This is a genomic window from Methylophilus sp. Leaf414 (assembly GCF_001425425.1).
Classification (GTDB): Bacteria; Pseudomonadota; Gammaproteobacteria; order Burkholderiales; family Methylophilaceae; genus Methylophilus.
Window position 1 is genome coordinate 327884 of sequence record NZ_LMQQ01000003.1, and the last position, 18106, is coordinate 345989.

Genomic DNA, 18106 nt, shown 5'->3' on the forward strand with positions numbered 1-18106 from the left:
GAAGGGGAAATATGTTGAAAACAATTAAACAATCAGGCTTTACCTTGCTGGAGTTGCTGGTAGTGATGGTGATTATCGGTTTGCTGGCCGGCTATGTCGGGCCAAAGTATTTTGCGCAGATCGGCAAGTCGGAAACCAAAACAGCCAAGGCACAAATTGAAGCGCTGTCTCGCGCGCTGGATACCTATCGCCTGGATGTCGGGCATTACCCCACCAGCGAGCAAGGCTTGGCAGCGCTGAATCGTAACCCTGACAACGAGCCCAAATGGCAGGGCCCTTATCTTGCCAAAGGCGTGCCGGCCGATCCTTGGGGCAGGCAATATCAATACCGCTATCCTGGTGAGCATGGTGACTATGACGTATGGAGCCTGGGCAGTGATGGCGTCACCGGCGGCCAGGATGCAGATAGTGATGTCGGCAACTGGTAAGCATTCAGGTCTGGCATAAGCGTTTGGGTCATCGGTGATCCTCCCGGAATTATTGTGCAGCGATAGCGAATCTTAGGGTGTGGTTGAGGGAATTAAACAGGCATGAAATTTGAGCTAAAAGTCATGCAAGGGACACAGGTCAGCTGGCTGTCGCTGGACGCGCCGGACCAGCAGTCTGCACGTCAGCAGGCCCAGTCACAGGGCTACGGCATTTTGCAGGTTCGCCAGGCGGATGCTGCTGGCTGGTTACCGAAATGGCCATTCAACAAGCAGAGTTTTAACCTGAGCTTGTTCAGCCAGGAGTTGCTGGCTTTGCTTGAGTCTGGCCTCAGCCTGATAGAAGCAATCGAAGGCCTGGCCGAGAAAGAACAGCATGACCAGTCACGCTATGTGCTGACCCGTCTCAGTACTTCTTTATATGAGGGCCTGCCGTTGTCGCAGGCGCTGGCGTTACAGCCGGAAGTGTTCAGTGCGCTGTACGTGGCGTTGATCCGTGCAAGTGAGCGCACCGGCGATATGGCGCAGGCGTTGCGACGGCATGTGGCTTACCAGGCGCAAGTAGAAGCCATTCGTAAAAAAATCATTTCTGCCTCTATCTACCCGGTATTGCTGATTGTGGTTGGCGGAATGGTGGTGCTGTTTTTGCTCGGCTATGTGGTGCCGCGTTTCAGCACCATTTATGAAAGTGGCGGCGATAACCTGCCTTGGGCCAGCCGCATACTATTGCGCTGGGGGCAATTGCTGCAAGGTCATGGTGAACTGGTATTCATGGGCACCATAGGCATCAGCGTGTTGCTATGGCTGATATTTTCACGTCCGGCCAGCAAAATCTGGATCATGCAGCGTGTGTGGAGTATTCCCAGCCTCGGCGAAGCATTACGCATATACCAGCTGGCGCGTTTTTACCGCACGCTGGGGATGCTGTTACAGGGAGGAATTCCCTTGCTCACGGCACTGGGAATGGTGCAGTCTCTGCTACCGCAAGAGTTGCAGCAAGTGCTGCAGAAGGTCATCAGCGAAGTGCGTGAAGGCAAACAATTATCCTCATCAATGGAAACGCACGGCCTGACCACTTCTATCGCAAACCGTATGCTGCGTGTCGGCGAACGTACCGGGCAGCTGGATGAAATGCTGGGGCGCATAGGCATATTTTATGACGAAGATACGGCAAGGCGCGTCGAATGGCTGAGCAAGTTGCTGGAGCCGGCGCTGATGGTGTTGATTGGCCTGATTGTCGGGCTGGTGGTGGTATTGATGTATATGCCGATTTTTGAGCTGGCGGGAGCGATTGAATGATGACTCTCCTGACCCAAAGGCGCCATCGAGTGAGGCTAGCTAACACCAAAGGAGCCATTGAATGAATATGCAGGATTTACCTTTGGCCGGAACAGAGGCGCAACCCCTTTCAGCCGAGAGGTTGTCTGAAGCCAGGACGCTGGCTGCGCAGAGCGGGCGCCCTGTGATCGAGTTGCTGGAAGAGTTGGCTGAATTATCGCCGGATGCGTTTGTGCAGGCACTCGCGCGCTTGATGCATTACCCCTCAGTGAGCGCACTTGACCTGAATGCCATGCAGCCATTGTTTGACCGCTTGAGTTTTAACGAGGCGGTTGCCATGCAGGCAGTGTTGATGCGCGATCAACGTCAGGATGACAATGAAGGCCAGCAGGTCAAGCTGGTGATTGCAGATCCTTTTGATCACAGCTTGCAACTACGTTTGCAGAATAGTGTGCGCTTACCAGTGCAATGGTGTCTGGCGCATCGCAATGATATAGCTACCTGTTTGCAGTTTCACGAATCGCAGATGCGTGCGCTGGACCAGATGCATACCGAAGATGGGCTGGCTAACGAAGACGAGGTGCCGATTGAACAGCTTTCCCTCAAATCCATCAGCGAAGATAGCAGCCCGGTGGTGCGTTTTGTGCGCTCCACTTTATATGATGCTTTAAAAGCAGGTGCCAGCGATATTCACCTTGAATCCACCGTACATGGCTTGCGCGTGAAATACCGGATTGATGGCGTGCTGAATGAAGTCGGCGGCCTGAGTGGCATCATGCAGGCAGAGCAGGCGATCTCCAGGATCAAAGTGATGTCGGAACTGGATATTGCCGAGCGCAGAATCCCGCAGGATGGCCGTTGCAAAGTGCATGCGCTGGGGCGCGAAATTGATCTGCGGGTATCCATCATGCCAAGCGTGATTGGCGAAGATGCAGTATTAAGGGTGCTGGACCGCAAAGCGCTCAGTGAAGCGCAGGGCATCAGCCTGGAAGTACTCGGGTTTGCACCTGCCATGCTAAGCCAGATACGCACACAGGCAGAAGCTCCTTATGGCATGTTCCTGGTGACCGGCCCCACCGGTAGCGGGAAAACCACCACTTTATACGGCATTATCTCCGAGATTAATACCGGCCAGGACAAGATTGTCACCATTGAAGACCCGGTGGAATATCAACTGCCAGGCGTATTGCAGATTCCGGTCAACGAGAAAAAAGGCCTCACCTTTGCCCGCGGCCTGCGCTCAATTTTGCGCCATGATCCGGACAAGATTATGGTTGGTGAAATCCGTGATGGCGAGACCGCGCAAATCGCCGTACAGTCGGCCCTGACCGGGCATCTGGTGCTCACTACCGTGCATGCCAATAACGTGTTTGACGTGATTGGCCGTTTTACCAATATGGGGGTAGACGCCTACAGTTTTGTGTCGGCAGTGAACGTTATTCTTGCGCAGCGACTGATACGGGTGATCTGCCCGTTTTGCAAAGTAGATGATCAGCCGGATCAGGAATTGCTATCAAAGTCGGGCTTGGATGCAAAGGCTAGTACTCACTACCAATTTAAAAAAGGCCAGGGCTGTGGCCAATGTCATGGCACTGGCTATAAAGGGCGTAAAGGCATTGCGGAATTGCTGTTGTTTGATGATGGTATGCGCGAGTTGATCGTGGCCAAAGCACCCATCAGTCAGATCAAGGCACTGGCGGCCAAATCCGGCACCCGTTCCATGCGTGAAGCGGGCATGGCTTTGGTACAGGCTGGCGAAACCACCTTGCAGGAGATTAACCGTGTTACAGCATTATCCTGACCCCGGTTCCGATTGCCGCTATACCGATAGCCGCCGCTGGTGGCAGGCACTGACAGCGCCAGAGTTGCGGGTAGTCGTGACTTGTGATGCGCTGGAACTGTTCACGTTTGAACGCCAATGGTGGCCGGGCAGGTCGCGCGTATTAATCAGCCATCAGCAGTTTCCTCTGCCGGGACAACCTCAGGATACTTTACCTCCCGAGCCCTTATGGCAAACCCTACGCGACAACCTTGCACCGTTTAAGGGGCAACGCTGGCATGTGGTGATTGTGCTTTCCAACCAGTTTACGCGCTGGCTGGTGCTGCCGTGGCAAGCCGAAATTCGCAGCGAGGCTGAAAAACAAGCTTATTACAGCCATGGCCTGCAGCAGGCATTTGGCCTGGAAATGCAGGGTTGGCAACTGCGCTCACAGGCTGGCGGTTATGGGCAGAATACATTGGTCAATGCCGTGCTGCCGGGGCTCACGGAAAAGTTAGAGGCAGTGTTTGCAGAATTCAATTTGACGCCGGGCGTGATTGCACCGGCCTGGATGCTGTCTGCTAACCAGGCGCTACATACCATACGTCAGCAAAAGCTTGCTGAGGATGGTTGGTTCATCAGTCGCGAATCCAACAGCCTGACAATCGGCTGCCTGATGCAGGGGGAATGGCAACAGATAAGTTACTTGCCGGTGGATGCGCATTGGTGCGAAAGCCTGAGCCAGTTTTTGCTGCGCGAACAGATAATTCATTCCGAACGCGCTGCGCTGCCGGTATTTTTATCCCAGGCACAACTAAGCGGCGTCACCGCCAAATCCCTGGCGCCATTTTCACTGATTGATGTTGCGCCAGTGCATTGGTTAGGTGAAGCTTTTCACCAGCAATTACGCAGGAGGTTGGCGTAATGCGGCGGTTGGTATTGAATCATGCGCACGGCAAGGCGCCTGGGCCAGGCCCACTCTTGCTGGGAGTGGCATTGCTGGTGCTGTCAGGCCTGCTGTTGGCTTTCTACATCCGGCTGGCCGATGAGAATGCTGCTTTAAAGCTTGCGTTGGCAGCGCGTCAGGCCGTTACGTCGCCAGTGGCAAAAACTATAACCGCGCAATCTTTAGCCACTCATCAGGCGCTCGCCGCAGAATTGGCCGAAGCTCAACTGAAAATCCAGACACCATGGATTCCGCTGTTGAATACACTGGAGAAAGTACAGCAGCCGCAGCTGTACTGGATGCAGTTGGCACCGGATGCCAAGCGAAAACATATACGCATGACGGTGCTGGCACCGCATCGTCAGCAAGGCTGGGCGCTGGTCGAGCGTCTCAAGCGGCAGGCAGGCCTGGCTGATGTCAAATTGAATGCCAGTGAATCAACCGATGTGAACGGATTAATCATGACAACCTTGCACCTGGAGGCGGGATGGCAGTTTTGAACCATCCTGTACAACGCCTGCTTTTCCACTGGCAGCAAGGTCCCTTGGGTCACCGTTGGGTCACGGCTTTGCTGGTCGTGGTGTTGATATTTTCCGTGCTGATCGCGCATGCATTTTTCAGGCAACACCAGCTTCAAAAAGCACTGCAACAACTGCCTGTAGCTTCAATACCGGCCAATGTGCCTGCAACCTCTGCAACCGCTGATGCATTATCAACCTCTATCCAGTCGCTGCAGCAGTGGCCATCTGAAGATGAAGCTGAACGTATCAGTGGCGAGATCCTGGCCCAGGCGGATGCCATGGGCATGATTTTCGAGCGGGCTGAGTTTCAGTCTCTGCCGATTGAACATTCCAGCTTGCAGATACAGCGTATCAAACTGCCGCTGAAAGGTGATTATCCACAAGTGCGGCAATTCCTGAACAATGTATTACAGACTTACCCCAGCCTGGCTTTGAGCCAATTCAAACTGCAGCGTAGTGATGTGATGCAAAGCGGAATAGAAGCTTATGTTGAATTCAGTTTGTATACCCGCAAGCGGAGCCCGGCATGATGCGGCGTTGGCTAATGCTGGGCGCGCTGGGACTTACCTTGCTGGCTTGCTGGTGGGTAGAGCAAGCTGAACAGCCTGCAGATACAGTAACTGCCGCCTCTCCGCGCGTGCAACGTCGTCTGCCTTTGGCGCAAGTGATGCCGGTGCTGCTCGCTGATGAGCCTGCGGTCGTGCCACCTGATGTGGTGGTTGCCGATGATGCGAGCGGAGTGAATTTATTCAGTGCAATGGTGATGCCGCCTGCGGATACGGCCGTCGAAGCCGTTTCGGTACCGGTGAGCCCTTATACCTATGCCGGCCGTTTGCAGGAAGATGGGCGCTGGACGGTGTTTTTGACCGACGGCCAGCAACAGTATGTTTTACATGAAGGCGACCATTTTGCCGAAGGCTGGAAAGTGGCAATTCTCGATCAACAGAAAGTCATTTTGCAACATGCGGCTGAGCGTTTCGAGATCAGGCTGGATGATAAGGTGGATAACGGAGTGGTGTTTTGAATAAGCAAATAAGAAGCAGAAAAAATCTTTGGCAACGGGTTTTTGCAACGAGCAGGCCTTTCCTGTTGTTGAGTCCCGTGCTGTTGGTCAGTTGTAGCAATGTATTCCCCACCGCTACACCCGGCGATGCCACCCTCGAGCAAGCGCGCATTTATGCCGCGCGTGGCCAGGATGATGAAGCGATCAAATTGTTACAACCGCTGGTAGAAGCGAATCCGCGACAGCCGCAGTACAAGAACTGGCTGGCTTTGTTGCAAGAGAAAAAGCTGCAAAAACAGCTGCAACAGGCCGACAGTTTGCTGGATGCACAACAGTACGAAGCGGCCTCTGTGATCTACCAGCAGGTGTTGCAGGTTTCACCCACCAATCGTGCTGCCAGCGATGGTTTGCATAAGGTGGCAGTGATGCAAAAACATGCGGCACAAATAGAATTGGTCAAAACCGCCATTGCGGCAGAAGACTTTGCCGGTGGTGAATTCTTGTTACGTAATGTGCTGGCCGAGCAGCCTGCGCACGTGGAAGGCCGCAAACTGTTCGAGCAACTGGAACAGAAAAAAAGTGAGCGTGTCGGTGTCGTGCGGCCTGTGCAATCGTCGCTGAAAAAGAAAGTGACGCTGGAGCTGAAAAATACGCCGATTAAAAATGCATTCGAATACCTGGGCAAAGCCGGGAACCTGAATTTTTCGTTTGACCAGGAGTTAAACGAAGGTATACGTGTCAGCGTATTTTTGCGCGATACGCCGATCGAACAGGCGCTGGACGTCATCCTTAGCAGTCACCAGCTGGGCAAGAAAGTACTGAATGACAACACCCTGCTGATTTACCCGATTTCACGCGCAGCGCAATATGAGGAGCTGTTTGTGCGCAGTTTCTATTTGACGCATATGGATGCCAAGCGCGCACTGAATATGATGAAAACCGTATTGCGGGCCAGCGATATCTATATCGATGAAAAACTGAATACACTGGTGATCCGCGACACCATGGACAGGATCAAGGTCGCCGAGAAACTGATTTCCTCTCAGGACCTCAATGAGCCGGAAGTGATGCTAGAAGTGGAAGTGATGGAAATCAACCGCCGCAACCTGGAGAATCTGGGGATACAGTACCCTAGCCAGATCGGTGTTGGCGTACAGGGCAATGCGCGTGGGAATGGCGGCACCCAGCCACAAGGCGGCGAACTGACGCTTTCAGAGTTGCGTAACTTTAACGGCAACCTTGGTGTATTTACTATCAGTGATCCCGCTATCGTATTAAACCTGCTGCACCAGGATACCGACACCAACCTGCTGGCCAGCCCCAAGATACGTGTGAAAAACCGTGATCGCGCCAAGATTCATGTCGGCGATAAAATACCGGTATTGACCAGTGTCGCCAGCGCCCAGGGCTTTGTCAGCCAGAATGTGAACTACATTGAGGTGGGTATCAAACTCGATGTAGAGCCGGTGATCCAGATGCAGGACCAGGTCAGTATCAAGGTCGCCATGGAAGTCAGCAACATTACCGACCAGGTCACGACCAGTACCGGCGTGCTTGCGTATACCATCGGTAGCCGCAACGCCAATACCACCTTGCAGTTACGCAATAACGAAACGCAGATCCTGGCAGGGCTGTTCCGCGATGATGAGCAGAAAACACAACGCCGGGTGCCAGGCCTTGGTAACCTGCCGTTTATAGGCAAGCTGTTCAGCAACAGCAACCAGGACAAGCGCAAAAATGAAATCGTGCTTTTGATTACGCCGCGCATCATGCATAACATCAGCCCGGCCAATGCGGTATATAGCCTGATTCCATCCGGGGTGGCGGCGACTGCCAATCCGGTGGGTGCAGGTGGTGCCCGTGCGGTGCAAGCGGCAGAGCCTGTCACACCACAAGCGGTGACGCCGCAATCCACGCAAAGCAGTAATGCACGCAGTGATGGCGGCTTTGGTGCACAAATTATGAACAGCACTGATACTGGCACTGTGCAGCCATAATCGTGTGCAAAGCATGATGATGTTGGTGCCACATCGAAGAAATGGATTTACGCTGGTGGAATTGCTGGTGACGCTAGCGCTGCTTGCGTTGCTGGTGACCTCCGCCAGCCCTGTGGTGCAGTTGAACAGCAAGCGCGAAAAAGAGCGCGAGCTTAAGCGCGCATTATGGCAAATCCGTGATGCACTAGATGCTTATAAAGATGCGGTGGATCAAGGGTTGATCAAGAAAACTGCCGATGGCAGTGGCTATCCGCCAAACCTGAGAATCTTGGTCAGCGGAGTGGAAAATGCACAGGATCCGAAAAAGAAAAAGCTGTTTTTCCTGCGGCGGATTCCGCGTGATCCATTTGCCGCGGATGTAACGCTCAGTAATATGCAGACCTGGCGCATACGTGCATATGACGGCGAGGTAGATGAAATGGCCAAGGATGTGTACGACGTTTCATCCCGCTCCGGTGCCCTTGGCATCAACCAGCAACCTTATAGTGAGTGGTAGCAGATGAAACGCGGATTTACCCTGATTGAAATGCTGGTGGTACTGGCTATCCTGGCGATGTTGCTGACCATCGTCTCACCAAAATTCATGCATATGTTACAGCGGTCTAAAGAGACCACATTGCGGCATGATTTGCTGACCATGCGGGATGCCATCGACAAATTCTACAGCGATAAAAACCGTTATCCGGAGGTACTCGAAGAGCTGGTTGAGCGGCAATACCTGAAAGCGATTCCGCCTGACCCGATGACAGAGCGTAGTGATACCTGGGTCATCACTTTACCGCCGAATATAGACGAGCAGGGCAGCGTATTTGATGTGCATAGCGGATCCAACCAGGTTTCCGGTGATGGTACGCCTTATGCCATTTGGTAAACGCCTATGCACAGGTTTCGTGCTGATCGGCATGTTTATGCTGGTGATGCTGAGCGGGCTGGTGATGGCCCAGGCCGCCATGCGCTGGCAAACACAAGTCTTGCGCGAAAGAGAACAGGAGTTGATCCACGTGGGGCTGGCATACAGAGATGCCATTGGCCGCTATTACAACCAGACGCCGGGTGTAGTGAAAACTTTTCCGCGTACGTTTGAGGCCTTGCTCAGTGATGAGCGCTTTCCAACGCCGCGTCGGCATTTGCGAAAACCCTATCTGGACCCGATCACCCAGCGCGAAGGCTGGGGCATTGTCGAGGCGCCGAGTGGCGGCATCATGGGCATTTACAGTCTGTCGGATAAACCGCCGTTTAAAATCAAAGGCTACCGCGGAGAGCTACAGCACCTGAACAACAAGCGTTATTACGGTGAATGGTATTTTGTCTATGTGCCGCCAACTATTTCCGGCAGAAACCCGCTATAAGTCTTTAATGATTACTTTAATCTAAGTTTCCCCCAAGACTTTAAAAGTCAGTTAATGCGTAAAAATATGACATGAATATATTATTTCCCAGCTAAAATGTAAAAATAAGTTAAAAACATGAGGTTTTTTCCGCTCCCAGCGATGTATATATGTAGGGACGTGAAGAGGAAATATTCCCGATATTGGTGGGGGTTTTTTCCTGACATGTTGTTTTATGTTGATGCATTGATTTTTCTTGGGGAGTGTTTTCGTGGACCTGGTACCTGACATCGTAGATTTAGTGCTGTATTTGCTGGGCGTGCTCTCGGTAGTGGTGTGGGCCATCATCATCATCAAAAGCTGGGCCTGGTACAAATCCCAAAGTGAGTCGACGGATTTCCTCTCCGAATGGCAACAGATGCGCAGCATCTATGAATTGCCTAAATTGATATCGCAAAGCGAAAGCAGCTTTGCCCGCCTGTGTAATGCCGGCATGAATGCCATGAACGAAGTCATGGCCAATTCAGTGTTACGCCGCAATGAACGCCAGGAAGTGATCCTGCTCTCGCTCAAGCAACAAGCCTACCTCGAACATAAGCGCATGGATGGTGGTGTTGCGGTACTGGCCAGCATCGGCTCGACTGCGCCCTTCATCGGCCTGTTCGGCACCGTCTGGGGCATCATGAACGCCCTCAAGACCATCACTGCCACAGGCTCTGCCGGACTGGATGTGGTTGCCGGCCCCATCGGCGAAGCGCTGATCGCCACCGCGATTGGCATTGCCACTGCTGTACCAGCAGTACTCGCTTACAACTACTTTATGCGCAGGCAAAAAGTACACCGTGCCGATATGGAACAAGTCGCCAGCCGCTTCCAGTCTTTACTCACCCAGTCCGGTGTAGAAGGCTAAATCATGGCAATCCTTGGCGATGCAGAGCAGGAAGACCTGGTAAGCGAGATCAACGTCACGCCACTGGTGGATGTCATGCTGGTATTACTGACCGTGTTTATCGTCACTGCACCTTTACTGATGAACGCAGTGAAAGTAAAGCTACCGAAAGCCAGCGCTGAAGTCGCCATTACCGTACCCAAGACCGCGCATATCAGCATTACCGATGCGGGTGATGTTTTCCTCGACCAGCAGAAACTGGCTTTGGAAACCCTGACCAGCAACCTGGGCACGCTAAAAGCACAACAAGACCCGGCTGTTGAGATTTATGCGGATGAGCATGCGGAATATGGCATTGTCGCCAAAGTGCTGGCGGCGATACAGCGTGCTGGTATCAGCAAGTTCAGTTTTGTGATGTCACCGGATTCTGCAAAGCAAAGTAGCTAACATGACGGCCCTGGTATACATGGATGATGATAGTCAGGCCAAGGTCTGGCGGGCAGTTATCCTGTCACTGGGTTTGCATGCGCTAGTCATCGCGATTTATCCTACATTAAAGCATATTGAATTACCCAGGATTCCGGATCGGCTCGAAATCGAATTCTTCACCATGAAAATGCCAGCTTCAAAGCCTAGTGAGCAACAGGTTGCGCCTGCAGTGGTTGCTTCGGTTCCGCCTGAGCCACAAAAAACGCCGGCGACTGTCAAGCCGCAAACAGCATCGCCAGTGGAAAACCAAAAATCGGTTATCGCGGCACCTGCCAGCAATGATGCGAGTTACCAGGTACCTGAGCAGGCTTTACCTGCACGAGCAGAGCCGGCGCCCACTTTGAGTCCGCCAGCATCAGTGAGTACAAGTGATGCTCCCAGCCATGTACCTGCTGAGTCACCTGCGAAGGAATCGCGTGCTGCACCCGCAGTCAGTGCACCAGTCAGCAATGAGTCGGATGAGTTAACACCTGGTGACAATGATGCCTGGGGTGATTACGGCGATCAGTTGCGCTCGCTGGTGAACAAGAGCAAACAGTATCCAACAATCGCGATACGCAGGCATCTCGAGGGTGAAGTGACTATCCTGGCGCAGTTTGTGCGCGGCGAACTGGTGCAAGTATCGCTGGCGGATAGTAGCAAGCATGCGCCACTGGATGAAGAAGCATTGCGTATGGTGAAAAAAGCCATCGGCCAGCTAGGTGTGAAAGATAGCCTCAGGAAGAAGACTTTCAAGATCACTATCCCAGTGTCTTTTAAATTGGAATAAAAACAATGACAACAGTGTCATGCGGCAGGATTATCGGAAAGGCTATCCCTCACTTTCATTAACGATAGTTCTGCTCTCCAACCCCTGTGCTTGCCATATTCCTCCGGTAAGTACAGGGGATTTTTTTGTACAAAATAAAAGCGATAAAAATTCGCTATTCACCTGTTTTTATATTCGCAGATCTCTTGATGAGATGTTTTAAGTAATGTTTACTGTTTGCTGGAGTTGTAACGCTAGCAAACATATTTACATGGTCCAGATTTGCGCATCAGGGTGTGACCGCAGTTTTATATTAAGATTTTCAATGAAATCATCTCGCGATATTGATTAAATTTTGTATATTTTAGCTATGGTGAATGTCATTGAAAAGCTACGTTGAATAAATGAAATACTCATGACACATCTCATTGATTTATTTTAATTTTTCAGGCCTCCCTACTGGCTCGCAAGCCTTTGTTTACGTCATCCCTTAATTTAGCCTTGTTCATAAAAAACTGCATTTAAATCCTCAGAAAAATTCTTTTTTCTTGTCACTGAGGTCGTCTTATGCTACCGTTCAATGTGTAACAAATTTGTAACTAAACGTAATTTAGTTGCTACAGATTCAGTTCTGGGTTGGCAAACATGTTATCCATATACGAAACGCAATGCATTGCAAAGCCAAACGCTTCCGCTTCCGCTGAAAGTGTCTGCAGATTGTTGCTGAGTTTGGGCATTTTGACTGGACTGATCGCCCTGGCTTTTGTGCATATCGGTGCCTGGATGGTATTGCCATTTGCTGGTTTGGAATTAGTGTTAGTGGTTCTGGCTTTTGTGTGGGTGTTAAAGCACAGTGATGATTACGAAAAAATCACAATCGTCGAGGATCATGTTGAAATTGAGCAAAGTGTCTTAGGCAAAATAAAACACGTCCGCTTTCAACGCTATTGGACCCGGATAACGCTCAGGGAAAGTGAGAATGGCAAAACATCACTTTGGATCGGGTCCCGTAATCAAGAAGTTGAGTTTGGTCGCGACACCATGAACAACGCGCAACGCGCTGAACTGGTATCGCATCTGAAACGAACACTTCTAAAAAACTAAATAACTAGATTTTGGAGCAGATTAGATGCAAGGAATGAAGAAGCTTGGGGCTAGTGCGTTTGCACTGTTTTATTCATTAAGCGCACGCGCTGACTACACTTTCAATTTCCCAGACCCGGTCACACCGATGGCGCTGGATACACTGCATGTGCACAATAAATTCATGCTGATTACCGCCGTGATTTTTGTGGTGGTACTGGCAATCATGATTTATTCCATCGTCAAACATCGTCACGATAAGGGTTACAAAGCCGTTGTTGATAAACCACCATCTACCACGATGGAGATTTTCTGGACGCTGATCCCGTTTGCGATCCTGCTGTTGATTGACTTTGTGATCATGGGTATTCCGGCTTATCACAGCGTGGTGATGATGGAGGATACGCGTGACCAGTCCACCATGGTGATCAAAATCACAGGTTCACAATGGCGCTGGCAATATGAGTATCTCGATGGCGATGCCCAGGGAATCAAGTTCGTCAGCAACCTGGCGACTTCTGACGGTCAGCTGCATAACAAGGAAGATAAAGGCGAAAACTATCTGCTCGAAGTGGACAATCCGCTGGTGCTGCCTGTCGGTGAAAAAGTCCGTATTCTGATGACTGCTTCTGACGTGTTGCATAACTGGTGGGTGCCGCAATTCGGTTCTTCACGTGTGGCCGTTCCTGGGTTTATCCGTGAAACATGGGTACAGGTCGAAAAAGCCGGTGTCTATCGTGGTCAATGTAAAGAGCTATGCGGCAAGGGCCATGGCTACATGCCTGTTGTCGTCAATGCAGTCTCCAAAGAAGAGTTTGCTGCCTGGGCGGGTAAAAAACAGGCGGAGCAAAAAGCCGCTGGTGATGTCAAAGAGCTAACCAAAGAAGAGTTGCTGGCACAAGGTAAAACTGTTTACGAGAAAAACTGTGCGGTTTGCCACCAGGTGAGTGGTGCAGGTTTGCCGCCAGCCTTCCCGGCGTTGACAGGCAGTAAGATTGCGACAGGCCCGATTTTCGGTGCCGATGGTAAATACCAAAAAGACAGTCATCTGGATCGCGTACTGAACGGCAAAGGTGTTATGCCGGCATGGAAAGCGACCCTGAATGACACTGAAATTGCTGCTGTGATTACTTATGAGCGTAATGCCCTGGGTAATACAGCGTCGGTGGATGCCCTGGTGCAGCCACCACAAGTCAAAGCAGCACGCGAATAACTTTGTAAGATTTTTAGGAGAGCAACGATGAGTACCACCTCCGTAGCACATCACGACGAGCATGAGGAACATCCAACCGGCATTATGCGTTGGTTGACGACCACCAACCATAAAGATATCGGTACCATGTACCTGACATTTTCACTGGTCATGTTTTTGGTCGGTGGCTGTATGATTCTTGGCATCCGTGCCGAGCTGTTCAAGCCGGGTTTGCAATTGATGAATCCGGAATTCTTTAACCAGCTGATTGGCGTGCATGCGCTGATCATGATTTTCGCGGCGCTGATGCCTGCTGCTACCGGCTTCGCCAACTGGATGTTGCCGTTACAACTGGGCGCGCCGGATATGGCATTACCGCGGTTAAATAACTGGGGTTTCTGGATTCTGCCACCTTCAGCCATCCTGCTGACACTGCCATTTACCTTGGCATTATTCGGTATTGGTGATGGCGCATTGGCAACCGGCTGGACCTTCTACCCACCACTCTCGGTGCAAGGTGGTATCGGCGTAGACTTCGCCATTTTCGCGGTTCACTTACTGGGTATTTCTTCAGTATTGGGTTCTATCAACATCATCGTCACCATTTTCAACATGCGTGCACCAGGCATGACCCTGATGAAAATGCCATTGTTTGCATGGGGATGGTTAATTACTGCTTTCCTGCTGATTGCGACGATTCCTGTATTGGCTGGTGCAGTCACCATGTTGCTGACAGACCGCCATTTCGGTACCCATTTCTTTGATGCTGCCGGTGGTGGTGACCCGATCATGTTCCAGCATTTATTCTGGTTCTTTGGTCACCCTGAAGTGTATATTTTGCTGTTGCCTGTTTGGGGTTTCATACCACAAATTTTGCAGACATTCAGCCGTAAACCGATGTATGGCTATAAAGCACAAGTTTATTCATTGTGGTCTATCGGTGCTCTGTCTGTCGTTGTGTGGGCGCACCATTTCTTTACAGCTGGTATGCCAGTGCCTGCCTTGCTGTACTTTATGTATAGCACCATGGCGATTTCTCTGCCGCTTGCCGTTTTATTCTATTGCTGGATCCGCACGATGTGGAAAGGCGCAATGACGTTTGAAACGCCTATGCTGTTTAGCGTAGGCTGGATTATCCTGTTTGGTGTAGGTGGTTTGACTGGTTTGGTACTGGCCGATGTGGCAGCCGATGCGCAATACCACAACAGCTATTTTGTGGTTGCACACTTCCACTACACACTGTTTGCTGGTGGCATTATGGGCATCATGGCGGGCGTCTATTACTGGCTGCCAAAAATGACTGGCCATATGTATAACGAGAAATTGGGTAAATTGCACTTCTGGTTAACGGCCATTTCATTCAATGTCACCTTTATTCCACAGTTTTTTGTCGGTCTGGCAGGTATGCCACGTCGTATCCCTGACTATGCACTGCAATTTGCGGAATTCAACATGATTTCTACCATTGGTGCGTTCGTCCTTGGTTTGTCACAATTGCTGCTGGTTTACAACATCATTAGTTGTGCCAGAGGCGGCCAAAAAGCGACAGACAAGGTATGGGAAGGCGCGATTGGTCTTGAGTGGACATTGCCTTCTCCACCGCCATATCACAGTTTCACTGAGCAACCTGTAGTGAAATAAACATGTCGTGAAGTAATCGTTATCATCGGCCATCCATTTTAACTATGGATGGTCAGTGATAAACCTCATGCAGGCATGAAAGTGACAGGAAAAAGATTTTGAGCAAACCGAAGCAGAGTAACAATAAAAAGATTGCCTGGATTTTGGCTGGACTGGCAATCGCATGGTACGTAATCTCAATGTTCACCATGTGGAAATAGTTTTTTGAAGGTATCTAGTGTTGAACCCAGGTCATGGTGAACCAGGATAAATCAGAAGCCAACAAAAAGTTGGCATTCAAGTTGGCGTGGATTCTTGCAGGTGCGCTGGTATTTGCATTTGCACTGGTGCCTCTGTATGACGTGATTTGTTCTGTGACTGGCCTGAATGGCAAAACAAGCAATGTTGCGCAAACCGCGGCAAAGCAGAAAGTAGATTTATCGCGTGAAGTGACTGTGCAGTTCGTTTCTTCCGTGATGCCTGGGCTAGGTTGGAATTTTTATGCCAAACAAAGTAGCATCAAGGTCCATCCCGGCCAGGTAACCGTAGTGATGTTTGAAGCAAAGAATACAACGAGTGAAGTAGTTGCCGGGCAGGCTATTCCAAGTGTGACACCAGGTAAGGCGTCTGCTCACTTGAAAAAGATTGAGTGTTTTTGTTTTGTAAAACAATCGCTTAATCCCGGCCAGGTAAAACAGCTGCCGCTCAGGTTTTTTATTAGTACTGATCTACCGCCAGAAGTGAATGAGCTCACCTTATCCTACTCATTCTTTCCGGCAAGCAAATGATTCAAATTAATGATTGATTGTGATTTAAATTATAAAAATCAAATGATTGGGAGTTAGGCATGGCAAGTCATTCAGATAACCATTATTTCGTACCACACGGCAGTATTTATCCTGCACTGATTTCTGTTGGTCTGCTATCTATGGCCAGCGGGTTTGTATTTAATGTCACCGGCTCTGATTTACGTGGTGATGGCTCACTCAAAAATCCTTCCCTGGATTTTCTGGCGACACCCGGCAAATACATGATGTATCTAGGCCTGGCGATCATTCTGTTCATGATGTTCAAATGGTTGAGCGATGTAGTCACTGAAAGTCTGACAGGCCAGTATAAAAAGTGGGAAGACAAATCTTTCCGTATTGGCATGATTGTGTTTATCTGCTCAGAGGTCGCTTTTTTTGCAGCATTCTTTGGCGCCTTGTTCTATATGCGGGTACTGTCAGTGCCTGACCTTGCTTCCTATGCGCCGGATATCACGCCCTACAAAGATTTCCTGAATACCTGGCCGACACAAGGCCCGGGCGGGGTGGTGCTGGGTGAGACTTTCAAACCTAATCCAGACTTCCACCCGATGACCTGGAGTGGCTTGCCGTTAATCAACACGCTGCTGTTACTGAGTTCAGGCGCAACCATTACCTGGGCGCACTGGGGATTGATTAAAAACAATCGCAAGCAACTGATTGTGGGGTTGGCATTAACAGTGGCTTTAGGTATTACTTTCCTGATCTGTCAGGCAGCTGAGTATCATCACGCCTACACAGAAATGGGCTTAACGCTGAAATCCGGTGCTTATGGCGCTACCTTTTTCATGTTGACCGGCTTTCACGGTTTCCATGTGACGATTGGTACATTGATGCTGATTGTGATTTTACTGCGCAGTATGAAAGGTCATTTCACACCGGAACATCATTTTGGTTTTGAAGGCGTTGCCTGGTACTGGCACTTTGTGGATGTGGTGTGGTTGGGTTTGTATATTTTCGTCTACATGCTCTAGCATTAAAAAAGGGCGCCAAGAGCGCCCTTTTTAACAGTCGGATTTATTACAGCGTATGGCCGATATAACCGAAGTGTGCAGCAAGAATCAACAGCAGAAACAGGACGATAGACAGGCCAATACGCATGGTTAATGCCTTTACCGTACGATCTGAACCACGCTTGTCTTTCAATAAAAAAACCAGGGCAGAAAACAAACTGCCGATGATGACTAGCAGTACAAGAACAGTAGCAATTTTTATAAGCATGGTGTGATCCTGCGCTAAGTGTAAGTAAATAGTGAAGGCACATTATGGGCTGTAAGTAAGAAAATGCAAATACCTTTGGGATCTTATGTTTTGAGGCTGCGGCCAGTGGTAATGATGGTGGTGGCGCTCATGGTTTTTGGCTGTTTGAAATTAGGCATGTGGCAGTGGCACAAAGCCGAACAAAAGCAGGCGATTACCCTTGCCCTGGCTGAGGGCAAACTCAATGTGGTTGAGCTAGTAACTGATGGCAAGCTGGATGAGAACGGCATAGAAGCTTTACATACCCGAGCTGTAAAACTCACCGGACATTACCTGCCAGCATACTTTTTCTTTCTGGATAATCAGGTGGAGCAGGGGCAGGCTGGATTTCACGTGTTAACGCCATTTTTACTCAGTGATCAGCGGACAGTAATTTTGGTGAATCGAGGGTGGGTAGTAGGATTTTCTGATCACCAGCAATTGCCAGTGATAAAGACGACTGTAGGGGAGCAAACTGTGGCAGGGATGCTATGGCATCAAAAGAAAACCGGCTTTCAATTGGGCCATACAGATGAGCACTGGAATAAAGTACAGCAAGTGATAGATTTTGAATATTTACAAAAACATTTGCCTTACCCACTGGTGCCGCATGCTATCCTCAAACTGGACCCTGACGTAGCGCAAGATGGATTTATGCGCCATTGGGATGTCCCGGCCGGGCAGGTCGAAAAACACTTAAGTTATGCCTATCAATGGTTTGGATTTGCTTTGGCAAGCATACTGATTGGTGTGTATCAAATGCTGGAAAAACGGCAGTAAACG

The 18106-nt window shown here is 50.3% G+C and carries 21 protein-coding genes; 20 read left to right on the top strand and 1 reads right to left on the bottom strand.

The genetic code is table 11. The features are described 5' to 3' along the window. Positions 1-11 precede the first annotated feature (11 nt). From gspG to ASG24_RS08545, 19 genes are all read left to right on the top strand, one after another. Positions 12-428, top strand: coding sequence for a type II secretion system major pseudopilin GspG (gene gspG, locus ASG24_RS08455; protein WP_055870172.1), 417 nt, complete (start codon positions 12-14; stop codon positions 426-428). A gap of 102 nt (positions 429-530) precedes the next feature. Next, the gene (locus tag ASG24_RS08460; RefSeq protein ID WP_055870176.1) at positions 531-1724 is read left to right on the top strand and encodes a type II secretion system F family protein; all 1194 of its coding nucleotides are present in this window, start codon (positions 531-533) and stop codon (positions 1722-1724) included. Positions 1725-1785: 61 nt separating this feature from the next. Next, positions 1786-3504, top strand: coding sequence for a GspE/PulE family protein (locus ASG24_RS08465; protein ID WP_055870179.1), 1719 nt, complete (start codon positions 1786-1788; stop codon positions 3502-3504). Continuing rightward, positions 3485-4387, top strand: a complete 903-nt coding sequence (locus tag ASG24_RS08470) for a hypothetical protein (protein WP_055870180.1) — start codon at positions 3485-3487, stop codon at positions 4385-4387. The genes ASG24_RS08465 and ASG24_RS08470 overlap by 20 nt, the downstream gene beginning before the upstream one ends. After that, the gene (locus ASG24_RS08475; protein ID WP_055870184.1) at positions 4387-4908 is read left to right on the top strand and encodes a hypothetical protein; all 522 of its coding nucleotides are present in this window, start codon (positions 4387-4389) and stop codon (positions 4906-4908) included. Before ASG24_RS08470 ends, ASG24_RS08475 begins: the two co-directional genes overlap by 1 nt. Next, the gene (locus ASG24_RS08480) at positions 4896-5459 is read left to right on the top strand and encodes a hypothetical protein (protein WP_055870187.1); all 564 of its coding nucleotides are present in this window, start codon (positions 4896-4898) and stop codon (positions 5457-5459) included. Before ASG24_RS08475 ends, ASG24_RS08480 begins: the two co-directional genes overlap by 13 nt. Continuing rightward, positions 5456-5953, top strand: a complete 498-nt coding sequence (locus tag ASG24_RS08485; RefSeq protein ID WP_055870190.1) for a hypothetical protein — start codon at positions 5456-5458, stop codon at positions 5951-5953. Before ASG24_RS08480 ends, ASG24_RS08485 begins: the two co-directional genes overlap by 4 nt. A gap of 65 nt (positions 5954-6018) precedes the next feature. Then, a complete protein-coding gene (locus ASG24_RS08490; RefSeq protein WP_235562360.1) occupies positions 6019-7929 on the top strand; it encodes a type II and III secretion system protein in 1911 nt (636 codons plus the stop codon). A gap of 16 nt (positions 7930-7945) precedes the next feature. After that, entirely contained in the window at positions 7946-8425 is a 480-nt protein-coding gene (locus ASG24_RS08495) for a prepilin-type N-terminal cleavage/methylation domain-containing protein (protein ID WP_200934465.1), read from the top strand. 3 nt (positions 8426-8428) lie between these two features. Then, positions 8429-8800 carry a type II secretion system protein gene (locus tag ASG24_RS08500; RefSeq protein ID WP_055870193.1) on the top strand — a complete coding sequence of 124 codons (372 nt, stop codon included), beginning with the start codon at positions 8429-8431 and terminating at the stop codon, positions 8798-8800. Beyond that, positions 8775-9278, top strand: a complete 504-nt coding sequence (locus ASG24_RS08505) for a type II secretion system protein (protein WP_235559673.1) — start codon at positions 8775-8777, stop codon at positions 9276-9278. Before ASG24_RS08500 ends, ASG24_RS08505 begins: the two co-directional genes overlap by 26 nt. A gap of 250 nt (positions 9279-9528) precedes the next feature. Further along, positions 9529-10167: a MotA/TolQ/ExbB proton channel family protein gene (locus ASG24_RS08510; protein WP_156376541.1), complete on the top strand. Its 639-nt coding sequence runs from the start codon at positions 9529-9531 to the stop codon at positions 10165-10167. Between the two features lie 3 nt (positions 10168-10170). Continuing rightward, positions 10171-10593: a biopolymer transporter ExbD gene (locus ASG24_RS08515; RefSeq protein WP_055870198.1), complete on the top strand. Its 423-nt coding sequence runs from the start codon at positions 10171-10173 to the stop codon at positions 10591-10593. Position 10594: 1 nt separating this feature from the next. Then, positions 10595-11404 (top strand): energy transducer TonB, encoded by an 810-nt coding sequence (locus tag ASG24_RS08520; protein ID WP_055870202.1) that lies wholly within the window; start codon positions 10595-10597, stop codon positions 11402-11404. 624 nt (positions 11405-12028) lie between these two features. Then, the gene (locus tag ASG24_RS08525) at positions 12029-12487 is read left to right on the top strand and encodes a DUF2244 domain-containing protein (RefSeq protein ID WP_082488039.1); all 459 of its coding nucleotides are present in this window, start codon (positions 12029-12031) and stop codon (positions 12485-12487) included. A 25-nt stretch (positions 12488-12512) separates the two neighbouring features. Then, positions 12513-13679: a cytochrome c oxidase subunit II gene (gene coxB, locus ASG24_RS08530; RefSeq protein ID WP_055870205.1), complete on the top strand. Its 1167-nt coding sequence runs from the start codon at positions 12513-12515 to the stop codon at positions 13677-13679. 27 nt (positions 13680-13706) lie between these two features. After that, positions 13707-15299, top strand: coding sequence for a cytochrome c oxidase subunit I (ctaD, locus tag ASG24_RS08535; protein ID WP_055827726.1), 1593 nt, complete (start codon positions 13707-13709; stop codon positions 15297-15299). 233 nt (positions 15300-15532) lie between these two features. Further along, complete coding sequence (locus ASG24_RS08540) at positions 15533-16066, top strand: cytochrome c oxidase assembly protein (RefSeq protein WP_055870208.1); 534 nt, start codon at positions 15533-15535, stop codon at positions 16064-16066. 59 nt (positions 16067-16125) lie between these two features. Further along, the gene (locus ASG24_RS08545) at positions 16126-17058 is read left to right on the top strand and encodes a cytochrome c oxidase subunit 3 (RefSeq protein WP_055870210.1); all 933 of its coding nucleotides are present in this window, start codon (positions 16126-16128) and stop codon (positions 17056-17058) included. A gap of 46 nt (positions 17059-17104) precedes the next feature. Here ASG24_RS08545 and ASG24_RS08550 read toward each other — a convergent pair whose 3' ends face one another. Next, positions 17105-17305 carry a twin transmembrane helix small protein gene (locus ASG24_RS08550; RefSeq protein ID WP_055827717.1) on the bottom strand — a complete coding sequence of 67 codons (201 nt, stop codon included), beginning with the start codon at positions 17303-17305 and terminating at the stop codon, positions 17105-17107. A 129-nt stretch (positions 17306-17434) separates the two neighbouring features. Between ASG24_RS08550 and ASG24_RS08555 the strand changes: the two genes are divergently transcribed. Next, entirely contained in the window at positions 17435-18103 is a 669-nt protein-coding gene (locus ASG24_RS08555; protein ID WP_255352563.1) for an SURF1 family protein, read from the top strand. Positions 18104-18106 lie beyond the last annotated feature (3 nt).